Origin of the sequence: Kribbella deserti, assembly GCF_042434725.1 — a bacterium.
Classification (GTDB): domain Bacteria; phylum Actinomycetota; class Actinomycetes; order Propionibacteriales; family Kribbellaceae; genus Kribbella; species Kribbella deserti.
Genome location: NZ_JBHLTC010000039.1, coordinates 239,906 through 258,653 on the forward strand (window position 1 = coordinate 239,906; position 18,748 = coordinate 258,653).

The following is an 18,748-nucleotide window of genomic DNA, read 5'->3' on the forward strand; positions in this document are numbered from 1 at the left end:
CGTCATGCCCAGCTTCTGTGCTAGGTAGAACTCAAACTCCGCTTGCGGGTTCGTCTCGAATTGCTGGTACGCCGCTTTTGTCGGCATCGTCGTTCAGCCCGGACAGCTCACTGATCACCCTGGTCAGCTCTTCGAGGGCACCAGCCACGGATGCTTCCTGCCAATCCGCTACCTGAATCTCGGTCAGTTGCGGATTGACCATGGCCAGCGAGATCATGCGCCGTTCCCACGCGCCTAGATCCTTGATGCGGCCCGACTCTTTATCGGCCTGCATCCGGAGCACCTCACCGCGGGAGAGGCCACGCACGCGGACCTTGCCACCGGCGACCGGCACGTCTTCCTCGGGGAACTCTCCAGTGGTGAGTTGCCCCGGCGTCAGGTAGTCGGTCATCACTACACCTGCACCGATGACGCGATGTCGTCCGAACACTGCATCTCGCACGACCAGGTCACCATGTCAGCAACCGGAGCCGTCTCGACATAGCCGACGACAACCACGCTGACGGTATCCCGGGGCTTACCGGCGCCGGTGCCTTCAGGCTCGCGGACCAGCGGCACAGTGGAACCGATGAGCGGCTCGATGACTGCCCTGGGCGAGACCGCCGCGGTGTTGTCGTAGACGCCGCCCATGGTGGCCTTGCCGTCGAGCAGGCCACCCACGTAGACGTGGCTGTTCTTGCCGTACGTCGTAACGTCGTGCGAGTCAGCCGTACGGCCTAGCTCGCTGGTGTTGACGTAGGCGGACAGGTCATCGCCATCCAACGTGATGACCGTGTTCTTCCCGTGTACAAAAGCCATCAGACTTCTCCCTGTCCTGCGATGTCGAGTATGAAAGTTGCGCCGAGGTACTCGACCCCGGCGACCGCGATGATGTCGAAGCTGACCGATGCGACCCGAACCGTGTCGAATGCGGTGTAGGTGCCGGACTCGATCACCGCTTTGAGCGATGCCGTGCCGGTGCCGTTGACGTACTGGGCAACCTTGTCCCGCGATGTGCGGTCGGACACCTTGCCGATCAGCACAACCACCGGCAGGTCAGAGATGCGATCCATGCCGCGCCCATAGGTCGCGTCGAACTCGTACTCAGCCGGGTAGGAAACCACCGCTGCCGGCGGATTAACCGTGTCGGGTGGGTAGGCGTACACGCGAAGGTTGTCGATCGTGTCGATCCGGTCCGCTACCGCCTGCATAACCGCGCCAACGTCCATCAGGCTGCGCTCCACCAACGGAGGTAGGGGCCGAGGACAACAGCCACATCAGGGTCGACCTTGGACAACAGGCGCAATTCCGACCCAAGTTCAGGCGAGCCGGCTACGCCGAACGGCGCACCCCGCCGCTTGAATAGCCGCATAGCCTGCAACACCGTGGCCTGCTGAACAGCCACCGGGACAGTCGTCCAGCCATACCGAGCGGTGACGGTGATTCCGTCGCCACGGCAGTTGCCGCCAGAGTTGAGAACGATGTGTGTCCAGGGCACACCATCCTTGTCAGCATTGGTGCGCTTGAGTGTGTAGTCGGTGATCGCCGTACCTTCGTCGTCGGTAATCACCAGACCGGTCGTAGTCATGAAGTCGTCCACATACACCACGTACTTGCGCAGATCGCTGCTCCAGTACGCCGTGTAGGTCCGCTCTTCCGGAGCGGCCACCAACCCGAACTGCCGGTTGCAGTGCCGGTCAACAGCGCGAGAGGCGGCAGTGATGGCGAGTGCGATCTGTGCGTCATCAACCGTGTCGTTGATGTTGCCCAGGTACGCCTTCATGTCTGTGCTTGTGACGTAATCAGGTGCCCATGCCATCTACTGCCGCCTCCCCTTCTACTTCGCCGTGGTCCGCTTGGCCGGCGGCTTCGCCGGCTCCAGAGCCGTCAAGATCTCGGTCAGCTTGGCCACCTCCTGGCGGACCTTGGTTAGCTGCGCGTGCAGTTCCTTAACCGTTGCCATCAGTGCCCGCCAATCAGACCGCGTTGATGAGGACCTTGTAGGCGTTGGTGTCCTGCGGAACACCATCCGCCCGCGCCCACAGCGTGTACTCGACCTGACCTTCGTTGGCCCGGCTGTACGGGTTGACGATCAACGTCAGGTCCTTCACGCGGCGAATGACGTAACCGGCCTGGAGGTCACCGAAGGCGCCCCACTTGGTGGTTCCACCGTCGGTGTAGGTCGGCCACGCCTGGTCGATCACAACCGGGTAGCCGAGCAGGGTCTTGTTCGTCGGTCCACCGGAGATCCCATCGGTGGACATGTTCAGCAGCGGTCGGCCCTGACCATCTACGAGCGTCTCGATCTTCGCGAGCGTCGCGTCGTTGAAAGTCCACTTGGCGTTAAGCCGATACTCCGGGTCAACCTCGTGGACCGCAGCGACCAGTTCGGCGTACGTGATGCCAGCGGACGTGAACGCCGTGCCGCTGGTGCCGGTGTCGATGCCGAACGGCTCAGTGGTGCCGTTGCCGGTCACCCAGTGGGCAGCCTGCGCGCGGGCGATGCGCTCGCCCAGCTTGCGCTGTACGAGACCTTCGATGTCGAAGTTCGAGTCCTGGAGCAGCTCCACCGACACACGCAGCGGCACGTTGCCCGCACCAGGGGCGACGTACTTGAACGCACCAAGGACCTTCTCGCCGAACACCAGATCGGCACCACCGCTGGCGGGAGCGGTGTTCTCCGCGGCGATCACGCCGCTGTTCGCCGTGTCATCCAGGGTCGGCCACCGCAGCGGCTCACCGCTGGTGGTGCTGATCTCTTCGACCGCAGAAGCCAATCCGCCGAACGCCTTCATCCGCTCGGTCAGCTTGTCCCGCATCGAGTCCGGCACGGTGTAGCCACCGGCAGAGTCGGTGCCGACGCTCTGGGCGCGCAGTTCGACAATGTCGGCGTTCTGCTGCCCGGTACGCAGGTAGTGGTTGAACGCGCGCTCCAAGCCGTCATCCGGCTTCGGCGCGGCCCCGGTGTGCAGATGCTGAGCGCCGGCTACCGGCGTCTCGTACGCGGCCTGACGGCTACGGATCTGCACATCCTTCTGCTTCGCGGCCAGATCAATCTCGAGCTTCTCGTAACGCTCGACCTCTTCGTCAGTCAGACTGCGCCCCTCAGCACCATCGATGATGGCCTTGAGCGCAGCAAGAATCTCTTCGATCGTCATTGCTGCTTTACCTTCCGTAGAGGACTCGGGCGCGAGCCCGGACTAGCTGAGACCGGCCGGACGCCTGTCCCAGATCGAGACTGCGCAGCGCCACACCGGCGCCGCTGTACGCGGGGAAGGTCACGGGGGAGACATCCCTCAGGAACTTCAGTGCGTTGATCGTGTGGATCTGCGAACCGTCTTTGGCCCTGGTCCACGTGGACTTGTCCAGGTCGGGAATGAACCCGAAGGACGCTCCGGTGATATCGCCGCGGGCGAGCAGCTTTCGCAGGTCATTCGCGTACGACGTATCCGGCAAGTCGTTCTCGAACGACAGCCCCTCTTCATCGACCTTCAGTCGCAGGGTTCCGGCCGCCTGACGGCCCAAGAGGTACTGCGGATCGTGGTTCCACAGCGACGTGACATCAGAGTCCGCACGCTTCAGAACCTCATCGAAGGCCGAGGGGGATAGCTGCTCATATCCCCCTGGCACCTGAGCCACTTGGCCGAATACGGCTGCGTGGCCAACAAGGGTGTCTCCGTCAAGGCTGGAGCGGCACAGGACGCTGTAACGGGTCAGGGTGCTCACTCTTGGACCTCCTCAATGTTCGGGAGCGCAGAGGGGCTCTCAGAGCCCGCGAGGGTGTCGCCGCCGGGGACGGGTGGGAGATTGCGGATCGCCCTCGCTTCATTCCGGCTGAGCAGTCCACCGCGGACTTGCTCGATCAGAAGCCGGATCTCGTCTTCAGGGTTGGCGCGCTCCAGGCCGGCGAAGTCGAACTCCGCAAACTGGCTCTTCGGCAGCAGCCTGGAGAGCCGCTGCTCCAGCCGCTGCCCCCAAGGGGACAGCACCGTGCGAGCGAGTCCGCGTTGCTGGGACTCGATGCCGGTTCCCCAGCTCGTTTGCTTCTCGGTCTGCATCAGCTCGAACGGCGGAATGCCGTACCAGCGCGCGATCTCTTCGATCTGGAACTGGCGGGACTCCAGGAACTGGGCGTCAGCGTTGCTGGTAGACCACTGCGTGAACCTCAGCTTGCGGTTGATGACCGCGATCTCGCCCGCGTTGTCGACCCCGGAGACCTTCGCCTGAAGGCCGGCCTTGATCGCCTTGGCCTCTTCCTCGGTGACATCCTCCTCAGGCGTCACCATGCCGGCGATCATCGGCCCGTTGCCGAACATCTTGGCTGCGGCCTTGTCGCCAGCGATCGCCGTACTGAGCGACAGTCGGGCGATCGAGATCGGGGACAAGCCCTTTAGCCCGTCGAGCGACAGGCCCATAACCTGTGTCATCTGCGACTGGTCGAAGATCCTGACGGTGCCGTCATCGAGGGAGACCTTGAAGATCTTGCGGCCGGTGGACTTCCCGTCCACCTTCTCCCACTCGGGCGCGACCGCCAGCGGGTGGAAGGGCACGGTGTAGATCAATGCGCCAGCGGCGTTGTAGACGTGCGCAAGGTAGGCGTTCCCGTGAATGACCATGTGGGCGACAACCCGTTCGGTCCACTCGAACGGAGTGGGTCCGTCGATGCCGCCTGGTTCATCCAGCCATGAACTGACTTGCTCACGCACGCCGTTCTTGTCCCGCAGAGTCTTCAGCGGGACGGAAGCGATCGTGCCGGAAATGAGCGACACAGCGCGCCACACGGCCGACAGGCCGAGCACGCTCGATTCACTGATGGAAATACCGGCGATGCCGGACCCCATGCCGAAGAACGCAGCTAGCGCAGGGTCACTGATTGAGTACGACCTCTGCTCTTCTACCTGCCGGCTGAACAGCCGGTCCATAAATCGCACTCGGGTCTCCCTCTGCGGGCATACAAAACCCCGCACCAGGTGGGCACGGGGTGAGTATTAGCTACTACTTATATTGTAGCACAAGGGGGGTATTGTACAGCACGAACTACAGAACCACAACCGGGGAGCGTGGGGGTGCCAGGGTGCGGGCGGAGTGCGCGGCCCAGACTGCCGCCTTGACCGCGTCAGCCCGGACGCTCGAAACCATGCGCGGGCCATCCGCGCCAGGGAGCGTTCTGACGGCTAGAGCTTGTCTGGTGAGATGCTCGCCTCCGTCGTGCCGGAACGCATCCTCAGACAGCAGCCGGTCGAGATCGTGCACAGCAGCACCCGTGCGCCCCTGCCCCTTCTGCGCCTTCATGCCGCTGAACGCAGGGTCCTCAAGCAGACTCGCGCCAATCGTCGCGGTCCCGGCGAACCCCGCCGCCTTCAGCGCCTCGGCGGCCTGCGGCAGGTCGGGATGGTCGGAGATCGATACCACCGCCCGGTCACCCACCTTCCAGGCCAGTGCCAGCGATACCCCTTCGCCGAACCAGGACTCCACCGCTGCCGCGTCTGGGGCGCGAGTGGGGCGGGTGTCGCTCAGCGCCTCCCACTCGTCGCCGTCAACGACACCCTGGCCCCGCTCGATCGTCGTCGCCTTCAGGGTCCAGACATTCAGGTACTGCGCAGTGAAGCCCGCCATGGGGTCCGGGTCATCGGCCTGCGGGTCAACCTCCCCGGCTTGCGCCGTGGCGTACTTGCCGGCGATCATCTGCCGGCGATCCTCCGACCAGTACGGAGACGCCGCGCGCCAGACCTCCGGATCACCGGGGTCAGCGTCGGCCGGAGCTGCCCACAGCAGGAACAGCGTGGACGGGTCGGCCGCGGTGAGTGCCGACTGAATCCGCGAACGCATCAGGGACGTAGCACGGCGGTGCGCCGTGCTGGTCAGGTGGATCTGGGGTGACAGCCGCTCAAGGGTGGCCGGCTCGAGGCCCTCGCTCACGGTGTCGGGCTTGACGTCCCATGCCTCATCCACCACCCCGAAGCCCACGTCGTAGCCGTAGACAGCCGTCTGTGCCCGCACCAGCCATCGATCCCCGGTGGGGGTTTCCATGGCTTCCTTGCCATTGCTACGACTGACGGTCCAGCCCGCATCCTCTTCCGCCCAGCGCCAGGCGCCGCGCTGGATCTCGCGACAGATGGCCACATCGCTACCGGTGTGCAGGACGTTCTGGACCTCCCCGAATACCTCCGGGTGAGCCATCCGCCACAGCGCTACGCCGCGCACCCGGACGGACTTACCGGCCCGGCGGGGTGCCGACTCCAGCACCACCCGGTGACACAGGGACCCATCCTGGCGGTGTTCGAGCTGGCGGGTGATGGCCAGCGCCTGCCACCACCTGAGCGTCTTGCGCTCGACCTTCTCGATCCACTCGATCGCCTCGGGTCCGTACGACCCGACCGCGTCCGCTGGCGGCGGGGACATGTAGAGCGGCGGTGCCGCGTCCTCTGGAACCTCGAGGAATGGGCGTAGCCATTCGTATGCGGCCAGTTGCGCCGGGTTCCATTCAAGTTCGCTGCGAACCGGCAGCGGCTCGGTCTGGCTCGGGGAGAGAAAAAGGACAGGTACAGCGGGTGTCCGGGGGTGGGGGGTGGTGAACTTTCCGGGGTCGGGTTCACCGAGATGCAGGTTGCACGCAGCGCACGCGCTCACCAGCCGAAGTGGTGAGACGATCAGGCCGGCGCTGACGCCATCAAGGTGGTGGACGTGCTCGGCCCTGCCGGTGCACACGTCAGGGATCTGGAGACGGCATTGATAGCCATCTCGGGCAAGTACGGATACGCGAAGCTTGCGCCATGCGCGAGTGCTGCCACCGGCCCATCCTTTACTCACGCACTACCCCTTAAATGACTATGGGCACCCAACGGGGTGCCCTTATCTAATTCTACCATTCCCCCCTTTTTCAGGGGGGTTGCTGTCGGCTGTGGGAATAGAGCACCAGCGAGATTCCCACGTGCATGCTGGCTGGGGATGGCCAGGCCCTTTCGGACCTGGCATCCACATACCGTCAGCAGCGAAATCACGAAGTGAGTTTCGCCTTATAGGAGCGAGCGGCTAGCGAGCGACTGGGGACTGGCTCTCGCTGGCGCTTCGCCAGTCAGCAGGCAGGCGGACGGGGGCTCACTCGCCCGTTCGCCCTTTATATACCCAAAGGTTGCTGTTTCCGCAGGTCAGAGGCCGGTTTGGACTGACCCAACACTTCGATACCCCCTGGGGGTATCTGCTAGCCTCTGCGCAGGGACTGTGAGCAGATAGTGCGCCCGCTCCCGTCTCGGAGCGTCCGGATTGAGCCTTACCACGTACCCCAGCCGGCGCAGATCCACTAATCCGCGCCGGACAATGGCTTCGCCATCCTTGCGGCCTACGGCGTCGATTAACGACCGCTTAGGAATGCAGAGCTGGCATTCTTCGTCAGCCAAGGAGGCAATCGCCTTAGCCGTTAGCAGGGCTTCAAGCTGGAGCCTTTCGTCCGCCAGGGCGATCGGCTCCCAGGTAATCCGCGCGGTTGGCATCAGGCGTCCTTCATGGATTGCGCTCGCCTGACGATGGCGTCATTAGGCCGGCTGCTCATCAGTCGCCGGTAGAACCGGAACTCGGATTCAGCTAACGCTAGCTCTCGCGCATTCGGGTAGTCGTCAGTCCAGACCACCCGGTGGTCGTCACGCGGGCACTTGTCGGGGCTGAGCACTCCCCCGCCAGTGCGGCAGCATCCAGCCTCAAAGCGTCGGGCGTCAGCCATCAGCTCACCAGCCCGGCAGGCTTGCGGGCCGTACGACCGCCAGGGGCGTACCTGGCTCGGTAGGTGCCACCAGCGGTCACTGCTAGCTTGTTGCGGTTGTGCCAGTCCTGGCGGGGCAGCCCTGACCAGCACCAGGCGTGCACCGTGCCATGGTCGTTGTGCCGACTCTTCGGCTCGTGCTCGAGCAGATCGTCAAGGCAGACGCCGCAGTACTCGGGGGTGCTCATGCGGCACGCGCCTTGCGGCTAGCGGCCGACTTCATCGCAAGCTGGAGGAAGTGCGCGCGCCAGCGGTGCTGAGTGCGAACCTCGTCACCGTCGCACTCAGCGAGGAACTTGTTCCACAGGGCGTTGCGTGCCGGCGCGGTGCGCGCCGAGCGATCGGGGGTGTTGGCCCAAGACACGTGGGAGGCCATGCGAGCGCGCACGACGCGCTGCTCAGGGGTCAGTTCAGACAAGAGAGGGACTCCAGGCGTAAGGAATCTCGCCCGCCCTCATCGTTGGCCTTGCGGCCCAACGGTCGACGCTTTAGCGGCTCTTAACGTCGTCTATCTGAGCGCTATGCTACTCGGCGGTAAAGGGCCGAGCAAGCGTAATAGGCCCCTGTCAAGCCCTTCGGGTGCGTGATGCGCGTCACACACGATCCCCTAGGCGCAGACGCCCCGCCGCCTCCCTGGCGCGCTGGTCGGCTGCGGAGCTGCCGTATCGCTCGAGCATGCTGTCACTGCGCCATCCCATCAACCGCTTCAGGTCACGCTCCTGTCCCCCAGACAGTAGCCACTGGTGCGCGGCACCGTGGCGGAACTGGTGTGCGTGGATGTGCTCTAGGCCTGCCTCTTTGGCGCGCTTCTTCAGCGTGTACTCCACGCCATCAGCGCTGTACGCACCCCGGATACCGAGCCATAGCGCGTCCGTGGTGTTCGCGAGCCCGTGGTCACGACGCGCCCGTAGGTAGCGGTCGAGCGCCTTCGCTGTCTTCGCCCCGAACGGCACCGCCCGTTGGATGTCGCCTTTACCCCGGACGTGCACCACGTCATGGTGCTTCAGGTCCACGTCGGACAGGTGCAACCCCGCGCACTCGCTGATCCGCAGTCCGCAGTCAAACAGAACGCGAATGATCGCCTGATCCCGCCTGTCGGTGAAGGCCTTGCCCTCACAGGTGCGCAGTAGCTGGACCACCTCTTCGTCCCGCAGCAGAGGCACTGGCTTGGGCTTAACCGTGGCGGCCTGGATACCCGCCATCGGGTCGCGATCCAACTCCTCCTCCGCAACCAGCCAACGGCAGAACCGATGCAGGCTCTTGTGCCGGATGAGCAACGTAGCCGGCTCCCGGCCCTGATCGGCCAGGTCACCGAGCCACGACGCGATGGCTCGCTTGGTCAGGGACTCCACCGTGGCCGGACGCTCGTTCGCCACGCACCAGTCCCGGAACTGGTTCACCGCGAGCATGTATTGCTTGATCGTTCGCGGCGACTTGTCAGCCGCGCGCAGGTCGCGAACCCATGAGGTGCTCAGGTCGTCTAAAAGTTCTGGCATAAGGTCTAGGTTATCCGGAGAGACAGCGCTATGCTAGCCCCGTGGGAGATACCTAGGATGACGTTTCCGCAGGTCATGCCGCTAACAGGCGAACGAACGGTACCGGGCATTTGGCACGAGAACTACTGGTTCGCCCGGCACGAGGCAGCGTACCGGTGGCTCACTGGTCTGGGCCTGCCTTCCGGACGTCGCGTGCTCGAGGCCGGCTGCGGCGAGGGGTACGGCGCGGGGCTGCTCGCCGCCGCGGGAGCGGCCGCCGTACTGGGCCTGGACTACGACACGGCGGCCATCCGGCATGTGCACAAGCGTTACGCAATCCCTTGTGTGCAAGGAAATCTGGTCCAGACGGGCTTCGCGGACGACAGCTTCGACCTGGTCGTATCGCTGCAGACGATCGAGCATCTGTGGGAGCAACCGAGGTTCGTCACCGAGTGCCGCCGGGTGCTCCGGCCGGACGGAACGCTGGTGGTTTCGACGCCGAACCGGCTCACTTTTCCGAGCGGAAACTGGTATCACACCAGGGAGCTGACCGGGCCGGAACTGGTCGAACTCACCCGCGCCGAATTCGGGAACGTGGAGACTTTCGGGTTGTGGCATGGGCCACGTTTGACCGCGTGGGACGAGGCGAACGGTTCCTGCGTGGACGCCCAGCTCGCCGCCGACGCCGACGAGTGGTCGATCGAGCTGCAGGCACTCGTGCGTTCGGTGCGGCACACGGACTTCACCATCCGCGCATCGCGCGACACCGCCGACCTCGACGGCTCCCTCGACCTGATCGTCCTCGCCCGCGCCTGATCGTGCGGCGCGAACGCTGATCAGGGGCGGATGACGCGTTCCAGGATCTTGCCGGCGATCAGGTAGACGAGCGCCGCGATACCCCAGTTGACCAGCAGGGTGTTCTTGGCGGTCTCGAGCCGGAATACGTCCGCGAACGGGCCGACCAGGTCGTGACCGCGTTCGAGCACCCAGCGCACGATCTCGTTGCTCTGGTTCGCCTGGTCCAGCGCGGTGAACAGCGCGCCGAGTGCCAGCACGGCCGCACACAGCACCGCCGCCAGCCAGACCAGCGAGGCGATCAGGTTCCGGATCCGGGCCACGCCGGAGCCGACGGCCGTCAGCGCCGCCTTGCCCTTCCCGCCCTTGTCCCCGCCCGGGCTCTTGGCCGTCACGGTCTTCACGGTCGCGGTCTTCGTCGCGCCGCTTCCCGCCGGTGCCGACGACGCTGTCGAGCTCGTCGAAGCCGCGGTGGCCGCGGTGGGCTTCGACTCGGCGGCGACCATCGGCTTCAGCTGCGTGGTCCGCGTGTCGTCGTCCGCGGGCCGCTCCGGCTCTGCCACCGGCGCGGTGCCAGCCTTGACCGAGTCAGCTTTGACCGACCCAGGGGTGGCCGGGTCGTCGGCCGCCGTGGTTCCCGGGGTCTGCGATTCGGCGGTCTTGCCCGCCTTGTTGCGTAACGCCACGTTGTCCATCTCCTCAGCCGGTGTCGGTTCCTCGGTCCTCACCCGGTCCGCCTGCACCGGCGGCCTGCCTCGACGGGCACCGGAGATCCGCCCCGGCTCGTCGTCACTCGTCTTCTTCGGCGCCGGGCTGGACGGCCGGCGGCCGGTCGAATTGCGATTGCGCGCGTCCGGATTGGGCAGCGGGCCGCGTTGTTTCGACACGGCCTTGTCCAGACTGGGGACGGCCTCCGCTCCGTCCGCGCCGGTCTGTTCAGCCACCCTGGTTCTCCTCTCCGGCGACGTTGCGGACATAGTGCCCGACCGGTGAGTAACTTGAGAACCCTTCAGCGCCGTCTGCTCGCTCAGCGGGACGGCCCGAATCGGCGCGGGCAAGCGCTTCGGCGTGGCCCGAGTCGGCGCGGGCGAGCGCCTCGGCGTCTTGGCGAGCGACCTTGTCCAGGTACGCGCGGCGGTCGGCCGTCGCGGCGTACACGCTGACGCGGTCCTTCACCACGGTGGCCGGAATCCCGACCGCGATGCTGAATTCGGGGATCCGCCCGCGGGCCACGCTGTTCGCGCCGATCACCGAGCCCTGCCCGATATCGGCACCGCGCAGCACGCTCACCTTGGTCGCGAGCCAGCAGTCCGGGCCGATCCGCACCGGCGATTTCACCAGGCCCTGGTCCTTGATCGGCAGTCCCAGATCGTCGGTCTTGTGATCGAAGTCGCAGATGTAGACCCAGTCCGCGATCAGCGTCGAGGCGCCGATCTCGATGTCCAGGTAGCAGTTCACGGTCACATCGCGGGCGAAAACCACCTTGTCGCCGATGCGCAGCGTGCCCTCGTGCGCCCGCAGCCGGGTGGAGTCGCCCAGGTGCACCCATTTGCCGATCACCAGCCGGCCATGCCCGCGCCGGGCGGTCACCTCGATCCGCTTGCCGAGGAAAACGAATCCCTCCAGTACGACCTGCGGGTGACGGAGGCGGAAGACGGCGTACCGCCAGTACCGCTTGAGGTAGTACGGCGTCCACGCCCGGTGCCGGAGCACCCAGCGCAGATTCGCCACCGTCAGCAACCGCATAAGTCCAGTGTCCCTCTAACGTCCGCGGACCCGGCCCAGGTGGGCTCAGGGCTTGGTCCCGCTGATCGAGACGTTGTAGTAGAGCTCGTCCGGTACGACCTTCGCGAGCACCCGGTCGACCTTCGACAGTTGCTGCCAGGACCGGTAGGCGAACATCCGCCAGCCGAACCCGAGCTTCTGATCCGGTACGGCGGCCTCGAACGTGCGGATCGGCCAGCCGACCCAGGCCGCGAGCAACTCCTCGGTCACGGTCCGTACGTCGATCGCGCCCGCGCGCAGGGCGGTCCGCTTCAGCTCGTCGGGGTCGAACGTGTGCAGATCCACAACGGCCTCGAGCGCGGCCGCGCGGGAGGACTCGTCCAGCTCGGACTGCGGGCGGCGCCAATCCGCCAGGGCCGGCAGCTTCGTCACGTTCGTGGCGGCCCACCAGGTCAGGCGGGACAGGCGGCGCGCCACGAAGTCGCCGTACTTGGTCGGTTCGCCGCAGATGACGAACCGGCCGCCGGGCTTGAGCACCCGCAGCATCTCGCGGAAGGCCAGTTCGACGTCCGGAATGTGGTGGATCACCGCGTGGCCGACGACCAGGTCGAACTCGTTGTCGTCGTACGGCAGCTTCTCCGCGTCCGCGACCCGGCCCTCGATCGCGAACCCGAGGGTCTCCGCGTTGCGCTTGGCCGCCTCGACCATGCCCGGCGAGAGGTCCGTGACGTGCGCCTCGGCCATCACCCCGGCCAGCTTGAGGTTCAGCGTGAAGAAGCCGGTGCCGGCGCCGATCTCGAGCGACTTGCCGTACGGCCAGCCGTCGGAGCCGGCCACGTCGGTGAACCGTTCGCGGGCGTACGCGACGCAGCGCTCGTCGTACGAGATCGACCACTTCTCGTCATACGTGGACGCCTCCCAGTCGTGGTAGAGCACCTGGGCGAGCTTGTTGTCGCTCCAGGCCGCTTCAACCTCTTCTGCGCTGGCGGAGGGCTTACTGGTCATCACTGTCCCTTGAATTCGGCCTTGCCAGGGCCGTTCGCTACGAATGAGTTCATGCCGATGGAACGGTCCTCGGTGGCGAAGAGGCCCGCGAACTGCTGACGCTCGATCTCCAGGCCCGTGGTCAGGTCGACCCCGAGTCCGCTATCGATCGACTCCTTGGCCGCGCGCAGCGCCAGCGCGGCTCCCTTGCTGAACTGGGACGCCCACGCGACGGCGGCGTCGTACACCTCGGCGGCAGGCACGACCTTGTCCACCAGGCCGAGCTGGAGCGATTCGGCCGCGTCGACGAACCGGCCGGTGTAGATCAGGTCCTTGGCCTTCGACGGGCCGATCAGCCTCGACAGCCGCTGCGTACCGCCCGCGCCGGGAATGATGCCGAGCAGGATCTCGGGCTGGCCGAGCTTGGCGTCGTCGGCGGCGATCCGGTAGTCGGCGCACAGCGCAAGCTCACAGCCACCGCCCAGGGCGTAACCGGTGATGGCGGCGACCGTCGGCTTCGGGATCGACGCGACGGCGCTGAGCGAGGACTGCAGCGGACCGGAGCGCTTGACCATGTCGGCGTACGACATGTCGGCCATCTCCTTGATGTCCGCACCGGCGGCGAAGACCTTCTCGCCACCCCAAATCACCACGGCGCGCACGTCGTCGTTGGTCGCGGCCTCGACGGCGGCGGCCCGGATCTCCTCCTGGACCTGCACGTTCAGCGCGTTCATCTTGGGCCGGTCGAGCCGGATCGTGCCCACTCCGTCGGCCACCGTCAGATTGACGAACTCGCCCATGCCTCAGCTCCTCGGTTGATCCGTGCCAGACCTCGACTGGCCACCCTACTGCTACCCGCCAGTCACTTGCCTGAACGGTATCGGACCACCTCGATCACAGGTCCACAGGCTGTCCGGCGCGCGCCGATCTCCGCGCGGCGTCGACAATACGCAGCGTGCGCAGCCCGACCTGGCCATCTGGCTGGACCGGCGTGTTCGCACGGACCCCGGTGAGGAACTCGGCCAGCATCAGCCCGTCCAGATCGGCGCCAACCGGAATGTGGACCTCACCGGTCGCGTCGGTACCGCCGACTCGCGGAGCGAACGGCGCGATCTCGATGGAGCCGCGCGTCCCGGTCACCTGCAGGGTCAGACCACCCCAGGTCGGCGCGTTGTCCGGCTGGCTCCAGGAACAGTCGATCGTTGCCATCAGCCCGTTCGCGTAGGTGATCGTGACCAGGCCGCCGGTCTCGACCGAAACGCCCTTGTCCGCATGGAGAATGTGGTTCGCGGCGGCGTACACGCGCGTGGCCTCCACTCCGCCGGTCAGGCCGTCGATGAGATCGGCGCAGTGCACGGTGTGATCGACCAGCGCGCCACCCCCGGCCAGCTCGGGATCGGTGAACCACTGCCGCTGGGCGTGCGGGATCTGCCCGTTGTTCGTGCCCAGTACGGCGAACAGATCTCCCACCCGGCCGGCTTCAACCGTGGCTCGCAGCCGCGCGTACGACGGCGCGAACCGGACGGGATAGGCCGTCATCAGGATTACCGCCGCTGCGCGACAAGCCTCGACCATGGCCTCCGCGTCGGCGACCTCGATCGCGAGCGGTTTCTCGCACAGCACGTGCACGCCTTCGGCCGCGGCTCGTTCAACCAGCGGCCGGTGGTACGCGTTCTCGCTGGTGACAACCACCGCGTCCGGGCCCCACGCGAACAACTCGTCATAGGTGTCGACGTACGGCACACCGTGCTCGACCGCGAAGGCCAGACCGCGCGGGCCCGGATCGGGCGCCGCGGCGCCATCCGGGTCGGCCGACAGCACCTCGACGTCGGGGAGGCTCGTCAGGATCCGGGCGTACGACGCCGCGTGGGGGTGGGCGAAGCTCGCCAGGGCCACCTTCATGCGACGGTTCCCTTCCGGAAGGTAGACATCGATACGGCTTGGCCGGTCGACATGGACTCTCGGGCAGCCTCGGCCAGGTAGACCGCAGCCGTACCGTCTTCAGCCGTCACCCGCGGGGGTGGACCACCTCTAAGGGCTTGGGCGAACTCCCGGAGCTGTGTGAGGTACGGGCTCTCGTAGAGGGTTGACGACGGTATGAGCAGGTCACCCGTCTCAGCCTCCTGCAGTTCCTCCTCGATGCCAGTTTCGACTGCGGAGGAGTACTCGAGCTTGCCGTGCTCCCCCGCGATCGAGAAGCCCGAGCGGAACTTGGTACCTGTAGCGCCCCAAGTCGCCCGTAGGTGGCTGATGGCGCCACTAGCGTGGGTAAGCGTCACGTGCGCCGCCACGTTGACCGGGCTGATCCCATCCACGGTCGGCGGGTTCTGAACGGCGTACACAGTCTCTACCTCGCCACACGTCCACCGGGCCTGGTCGAGGTCGTGAACCATCAGGTCCATGATGACGCCGCCAGAGCGGGCCACCTCGCGGTACCAACCTGCGACGGCTGGAGTGCTCGCCACCCGGAAGTACCGGGCTACCGCCACCTTGCCGATCCGGCCTTGCTGCACGGCGGCATGGGCCGACGCGTACGCCGGAAAGTACCGGACCACGTGTGCCGGGTAGATCCGCACCCCGGCCGCGATGGCCTTCGCGGACATCTCGGCGGCGTCCTCCGCTGTGAGCGACAGGGGCTTCTCGCAGATGACGTCGCGCCCAGCACCAATCGCCTGCAGCGCGACCGCCTTGTGCGTCGGTGAAGGCGTCACAATGTCGACGAACTCCACCTCCGCCAGCAACTCGTCGTACGACGTGGCGACCTCCACGCCGTACCGCGCGGCGAACTCGGGCGCACCGGCCGCGGAGTGCACGAGGACCCGGGCGCCGAGGGCCTTCCAGGCGGCGACGTGGACGTGGGCGATATTGCCCGCGCCGATCAGGCCGACGGTCAGATCTGTCAACAAAGCAGAGGTCCTTTACTTGAGTCCGGAGAATGCGATGCCTTCGACCACCCGGCGCTGCAGTACGACGAACAGCACCAGGATCGGCGCCATCGCCATCAGGGCCGCGGCCATCATCACGCCGGGCGAGATGCTGCCCTGGTATCCGCTCAGCGTGGCGAGTCCCACCGACAGCGGCATCTGCTCCGGCGACGAGGTGACCACCAACGGCCAGAGCAGGTCGGCCCATGAGGTGAGCACGGTGATGATGGCGAGCGAGATCAGCCCGGGCCTGGCCACGGGCAACACAACCCGCCAGAACGTCTGCCACGGGTTGCACCCGTCGAGCCGCGCGGCCTCTTCCAGCTCCACCGGGATCGAACGGAAGAACTGCATCATCAGGAAGGTGCCGAACGCGCTGAAGATGCCAGGGGCAACGATGCCCTGGATGGTGTCGAGCCAGCCGAGTCGCTGGATCAACTGGTACTGCGGGATCAGGTACACCTGCGACGGCACCATCAGGATCGACAGGATCAACGCCAGCAGCAGGCCCTTGAGCCGGAACCGCATCCGCGCGAAGGCGTAACCGGCCATCGAGCACAACACCAACTGCCCAACGGTCCGGGCGACGGTGACCGCCACCGAGACCCAGAACTGATCCATGAACGGCAGCCGCTCGAACACCTCGGTGAAGTTGCGCCATTCGAGCCCGCCGGGAATGAGATCCGGCGGTACGGCGGTCGCCTCGGCCTGGGTCGACAGCGACAACTTGAGCTGCCAGAGGAACGGGAACATCATCACCAGGCTGCCGAGAATGAGAACGACGTGCGCCAGGCGGTTACTGCCTTTAGTCATAGCTCACCCACCTGCGCTGGAAGCGGAACTGGAACAACGTCAGCAGGCCGACCACCAGCAGGATCAATACGGCGACGGCCGCGCCGTACCCGCGCTCGTTGCTGTCGAAGGCCGCGCTGTAGAAAAGGAAGACCAGTGACTGCGTCTTCGGCATCACCGGGTTCGTCGGCCCGAGCAGCGCGAACAACAGGTCGAACAACTGGAAGCCGGTGATCGTGGTGATGACCGACAGGAAGAAGATCGACGGCGTCAGCAACGGCACGGTGATCGCCCGGAATTGCTGGAGCCGGTTCGCGCCGTCGAGCGCCGCCGCCTCGTACAGCTCGGACGGAATGCCCTTCAGGCCGGCCGACAACACGATCAGGTTGAAGCCGATCGACATCCACAACCCGACCAGGGCGACCGCGACCAGCGCGAACCACTCGGTGGAGATCCAGCGTGGACCGTTGATACCGATGACCGAGAGGGCCTGGTTGAGAACGCCGTACTCCCCGTTGTAGATGATCCGCCAGACCAGCGAGATGGCCGTCGGCATCGCGACGTACGGCAGGAAGAACAGGGTCCGGTAGACCATCGCGAACCGCAGGCCCGGGCGGTTCAGCAGGTTCGCGAAAACGACCGCCAGCGGGATGCCGAGCAACACGATCACGGTGTAGACGACGGTGTTGACGATCGCCCGGTACACCTCGCCGTCCGCGACCAGCCGGCTGTAGTTCTCGAAACCGACCCAGGTACTGCCACCGAACGGGCCGATTTCGGTGAAGCTGTCGTACAGCGTTTTGCCCAGCGGCCAGAGGTAGAACATCAGCACCCCGGCGAACGTCGGTCCGACAAAAAGCCAGGGCCAACGGCCGTCGGTCCTCACTTCTCCTTGCCCAGCGCCTCGTCCATTTTCGCGGCGACCTCCGCACCGACCTCGGACATGGGCCGGTCGCCACCGAGGGCCGGGAGGATCAGGTCGGTCTCCAGCTTGTTCCACACCGCGGTGTCCTTGCTGACCGGATACGGCTCGGAGTACTGCGCGGCCGCGTCGATGAAGGTCTGCAAGGCGTACGGCGCGGATTTCACGAAATCGGTCTGCGTTCCGTTGTACGCCGGATTGGCGGCGCCGGCCTTCGCCTGGATCAGGGCGGCGTCCTTGCCGGCGAGAAAGGCCAGGAACGCGGCCGAGGCCTCGGGGTTCTTGGTCTTGGCGCTCATCACGTTGCCGATGCCGTGAATGACGGTCTTGCGCTCACCGCTCGGTGCCTTGGGCAACGGCACGATGGCCAGATCGTCCTTGACCGGGGACTTGAGCGCGGCCGAGACCAGCCAGTTGCCGTTCCACATCATCGCGGCCTTACCGGCGAAGAAGCGGTCCCGGCCGCGGATGTCCGCGCTCTGAGCCGCGCTCGGGGTGTACCCCTGCTTGACCATGTCCGACCAGAACTGCAGCGCCTCGACCGCCTTGGGGTCGCCGTACCCGGACTTGCCGTCCTTGATCACGTGGCCGCCGTTGCTGAGGATGGCCGGGTACCAGTTGCCCTGGTTGCCCAGCTCGTCACCGGTGGCAAAGATGCCCTTGGCACCTAGTGCGGCCTTGAGCTTGGTGGCCGTGGCCTTGTAGTCGTCCCACGTCCACTCGGCCGTCGGCGCCGCCACGCCCGCTTGGGCAAACAGCTTTTTGTTGTACCAGAGGGCGATCGTGTCGAAGTCCTTCGGAACACCGAACTGCGTGCCGTCCAGCGAGTACAGGTCGTTGAGCGCCTGCGGGTAGTTCTTGGCCTCCGCCAGGTTGGCAACCGGGGCCAGCTGCTCGTTCGCCGCGAAGAGCTGGAAGTTCGGCCCGTTCATCCAGAACACGTCGGGCAGGTTGTCGGACGAAGCCTGGGTCTTCAGCTTGGTGAAGTACTGATCGAAAGTGGCCAGCGAGATCGAGACCTTCACGTTCGGATAGGTCTGGTTGAAGACCTTGACGATCTCCTGCATGGCCGGCTGCTGGTTGACGTCCCAGATCGCGTAGGTGATATCGCCCTGCACCTGGGCCGGATCGTCCGGGACCTTGACGTCGGCGGCGTCCGGACTGTCCTGCCCGCCGCACGCGGCCAGAAGTGTGAGGGCTGTGAGCGTGACGAGCAGTTTTCGGATCCGCACGAACTGTCTCCCTTGCCGTGAAGCATTGACGTGGAATGCGTATTCCGTGGACAGTTAGTAACCGTCCCTGCGTTTCTATCACTGCCCAAAGCTGCTTGCAATGGGGGTCTCATGGACACAAGTCGCGCCTTTTGATCGGTTTTACCCAGGTTTGACGTGACAAA

22 protein-coding genes are annotated in these 18,748 nt (G+C 65.6%); 1 reads left to right on the top strand and 21 read right to left on the bottom strand.

The window, feature by feature from the left end:
* Positions 1 to 31 precede the first annotated feature (31 nt).
* From ACFFGN_RS31030 to ACFFGN_RS31085, 12 genes are all read right to left on the bottom strand, one after another.
* Complete coding sequence (locus ACFFGN_RS31030; RefSeq protein WP_380054999.1) at positions 32 to 391, bottom strand: hypothetical protein; 360 nt, start codon at positions 389 to 391, stop codon at positions 32 to 34.
* Between the two features lie 2 nt (positions 392 to 393).
* The gene (locus tag ACFFGN_RS31035) at positions 394 to 798 is read right to left on the bottom strand and encodes a hypothetical protein (protein ID WP_380055002.1); all 405 of its coding nucleotides are present in this window, start codon (positions 796 to 798) and stop codon (positions 394 to 396) included.
* Positions 798 to 1,223, bottom strand: coding sequence for a hypothetical protein (locus ACFFGN_RS31040; protein WP_380055005.1), 426 nt, complete (start codon positions 1,221 to 1,223; stop codon positions 798 to 800). The genes ACFFGN_RS31035 and ACFFGN_RS31040 overlap by 1 nt, the downstream gene beginning before the upstream one ends.
* Positions 1,208 to 1,762, bottom strand: coding sequence for a head-tail connector protein (locus ACFFGN_RS31045; RefSeq protein ID WP_380055008.1), 555 nt, complete (start codon positions 1,760 to 1,762; stop codon positions 1,208 to 1,210). The genes ACFFGN_RS31040 and ACFFGN_RS31045 overlap by 16 nt, the downstream gene beginning before the upstream one ends.
* A 54-nt stretch (positions 1,763 to 1,816) precedes the next feature.
* Positions 1,817 to 1,942 carry a hypothetical protein gene (locus ACFFGN_RS31050; RefSeq protein ID WP_380055011.1) on the bottom strand — a complete coding sequence of 42 codons (126 nt, stop codon included), beginning with the start codon at positions 1,940 to 1,942 and terminating at the stop codon, positions 1,817 to 1,819.
* Between the two features lie 13 nt (positions 1,943 to 1,955).
* On the bottom strand, positions 1,956 to 3,137 hold the full coding sequence (locus ACFFGN_RS31055) for a phage major capsid protein (protein WP_380055014.1): 1,182 nt from the start codon (positions 3,135 to 3,137) through the stop codon (positions 1,956 to 1,958).
* Positions 3,138 to 3,144: 7 nt separating this feature from the next.
* Positions 3,145 to 3,705, bottom strand: a complete 561-nt coding sequence (locus tag ACFFGN_RS31060) for an HK97 family phage prohead protease (RefSeq protein ID WP_380055017.1) — start codon at positions 3,703 to 3,705, stop codon at positions 3,145 to 3,147.
* A complete protein-coding gene (locus ACFFGN_RS31065; RefSeq protein ID WP_380055020.1) occupies positions 3,702 to 4,901 on the bottom strand; it encodes a phage portal protein in 1,200 nt (399 codons plus the stop codon). The genes ACFFGN_RS31060 and ACFFGN_RS31065 overlap by 4 nt, the downstream gene beginning before the upstream one ends.
* 115 nt (positions 4,902 to 5,016) lie before the next feature.
* Positions 5,017 to 6,381 carry a terminase large subunit domain-containing protein gene (locus tag ACFFGN_RS31070; RefSeq protein WP_380055023.1) on the bottom strand — a complete coding sequence of 455 codons (1,365 nt, stop codon included), beginning with the start codon at positions 6,379 to 6,381 and terminating at the stop codon, positions 5,017 to 5,019.
* A gap of 1,314 nt (positions 6,382 to 7,695) precedes the next feature.
* The gene (locus tag ACFFGN_RS31075; protein WP_380055026.1) at positions 7,696 to 7,923 is read right to left on the bottom strand and encodes a hypothetical protein; all 228 of its coding nucleotides are present in this window, start codon (positions 7,921 to 7,923) and stop codon (positions 7,696 to 7,698) included.
* The gene (locus ACFFGN_RS31080; RefSeq protein ID WP_380055029.1) at positions 7,920 to 8,153 is read right to left on the bottom strand and encodes a hypothetical protein; all 234 of its coding nucleotides are present in this window, start codon (positions 8,151 to 8,153) and stop codon (positions 7,920 to 7,922) included. The genes ACFFGN_RS31075 and ACFFGN_RS31080 overlap by 4 nt, the downstream gene beginning before the upstream one ends.
* Positions 8,154 to 8,328: 175 nt before the next feature.
* Positions 8,329 to 9,231, bottom strand: coding sequence for a tyrosine-type recombinase/integrase (locus ACFFGN_RS31085; RefSeq protein WP_380055032.1), 903 nt, complete (start codon positions 9,229 to 9,231; stop codon positions 8,329 to 8,331).
* 57 nt (positions 9,232 to 9,288) lie between these two features.
* Between ACFFGN_RS31085 and ACFFGN_RS31090 the strand changes: the two genes are divergently transcribed.
* Entirely contained in the window at positions 9,289 to 10,026 is a 738-nt protein-coding gene (locus ACFFGN_RS31090) for a class I SAM-dependent methyltransferase (RefSeq protein WP_380055035.1), read from the top strand.
* Positions 10,027 to 10,046: 20 nt separating this feature from the next.
* Here the strand turns inward: ACFFGN_RS31090 and ACFFGN_RS31095 are convergent, their stop codons facing one another.
* The 9 genes from ACFFGN_RS31095 to ACFFGN_RS31135 all read right to left on the bottom strand — a co-directional run bounded on the left by ACFFGN_RS31095 (position 10,047) and on the right by ACFFGN_RS31135 (position 18,584).
* Entirely contained in the window at positions 10,047 to 10,949 is a 903-nt protein-coding gene (locus tag ACFFGN_RS31095; protein WP_380055037.1) for a hypothetical protein, read from the bottom strand.
* Positions 10,942 to 11,751, bottom strand: a complete 810-nt coding sequence (locus tag ACFFGN_RS31100; protein WP_380055039.1) for an acyltransferase — start codon at positions 11,749 to 11,751, stop codon at positions 10,942 to 10,944. Before ACFFGN_RS31100 ends, ACFFGN_RS31095 begins: the two co-directional genes overlap by 8 nt.
* 45 nt (positions 11,752 to 11,796) lie before the next feature.
* Complete coding sequence (locus ACFFGN_RS31105) at positions 11,797 to 12,735, bottom strand: class I SAM-dependent methyltransferase (RefSeq protein ID WP_380055041.1); 939 nt, start codon at positions 12,733 to 12,735, stop codon at positions 11,797 to 11,799.
* The gene (locus ACFFGN_RS31110; protein WP_380055044.1) at positions 12,735 to 13,514 is read right to left on the bottom strand and encodes an enoyl-CoA hydratase/isomerase family protein; all 780 of its coding nucleotides are present in this window, start codon (positions 13,512 to 13,514) and stop codon (positions 12,735 to 12,737) included. The genes ACFFGN_RS31105 and ACFFGN_RS31110 overlap by 1 nt, the downstream gene beginning before the upstream one ends.
* Before the next feature lie 94 nt (positions 13,515 to 13,608).
* Positions 13,609 to 14,616: a Gfo/Idh/MocA family protein gene (locus tag ACFFGN_RS31115; protein ID WP_380055047.1), complete on the bottom strand. Its 1,008-nt coding sequence runs from the start codon at positions 14,614 to 14,616 to the stop codon at positions 13,609 to 13,611.
* A complete protein-coding gene (locus tag ACFFGN_RS31120) occupies positions 14,613 to 15,617 on the bottom strand; it encodes a Gfo/Idh/MocA family protein (RefSeq protein ID WP_380055049.1) in 1,005 nt (334 codons plus the stop codon). Before ACFFGN_RS31120 ends, ACFFGN_RS31115 begins: the two co-directional genes overlap by 4 nt.
* 15 nt (positions 15,618 to 15,632) lie before the next feature.
* Positions 15,633 to 16,451 (bottom strand): carbohydrate ABC transporter permease, encoded by an 819-nt coding sequence (locus ACFFGN_RS31125; protein WP_380055052.1) that lies wholly within the window; start codon positions 16,449 to 16,451, stop codon positions 15,633 to 15,635.
* On the bottom strand, positions 16,444 to 17,316 hold the full coding sequence (locus tag ACFFGN_RS31130; protein ID WP_380055055.1) for a carbohydrate ABC transporter permease: 873 nt from the start codon (positions 17,314 to 17,316) through the stop codon (positions 16,444 to 16,446). The genes ACFFGN_RS31125 and ACFFGN_RS31130 overlap by 8 nt, the downstream gene beginning before the upstream one ends.
* Positions 17,313 to 18,584 carry an ABC transporter substrate-binding protein gene (locus ACFFGN_RS31135; protein ID WP_380055059.1) on the bottom strand — a complete coding sequence of 424 codons (1,272 nt, stop codon included), beginning with the start codon at positions 18,582 to 18,584 and terminating at the stop codon, positions 17,313 to 17,315. The genes ACFFGN_RS31130 and ACFFGN_RS31135 overlap by 4 nt, the downstream gene beginning before the upstream one ends.
* Positions 18,585 to 18,748: the final 164 nt, after the last annotated feature.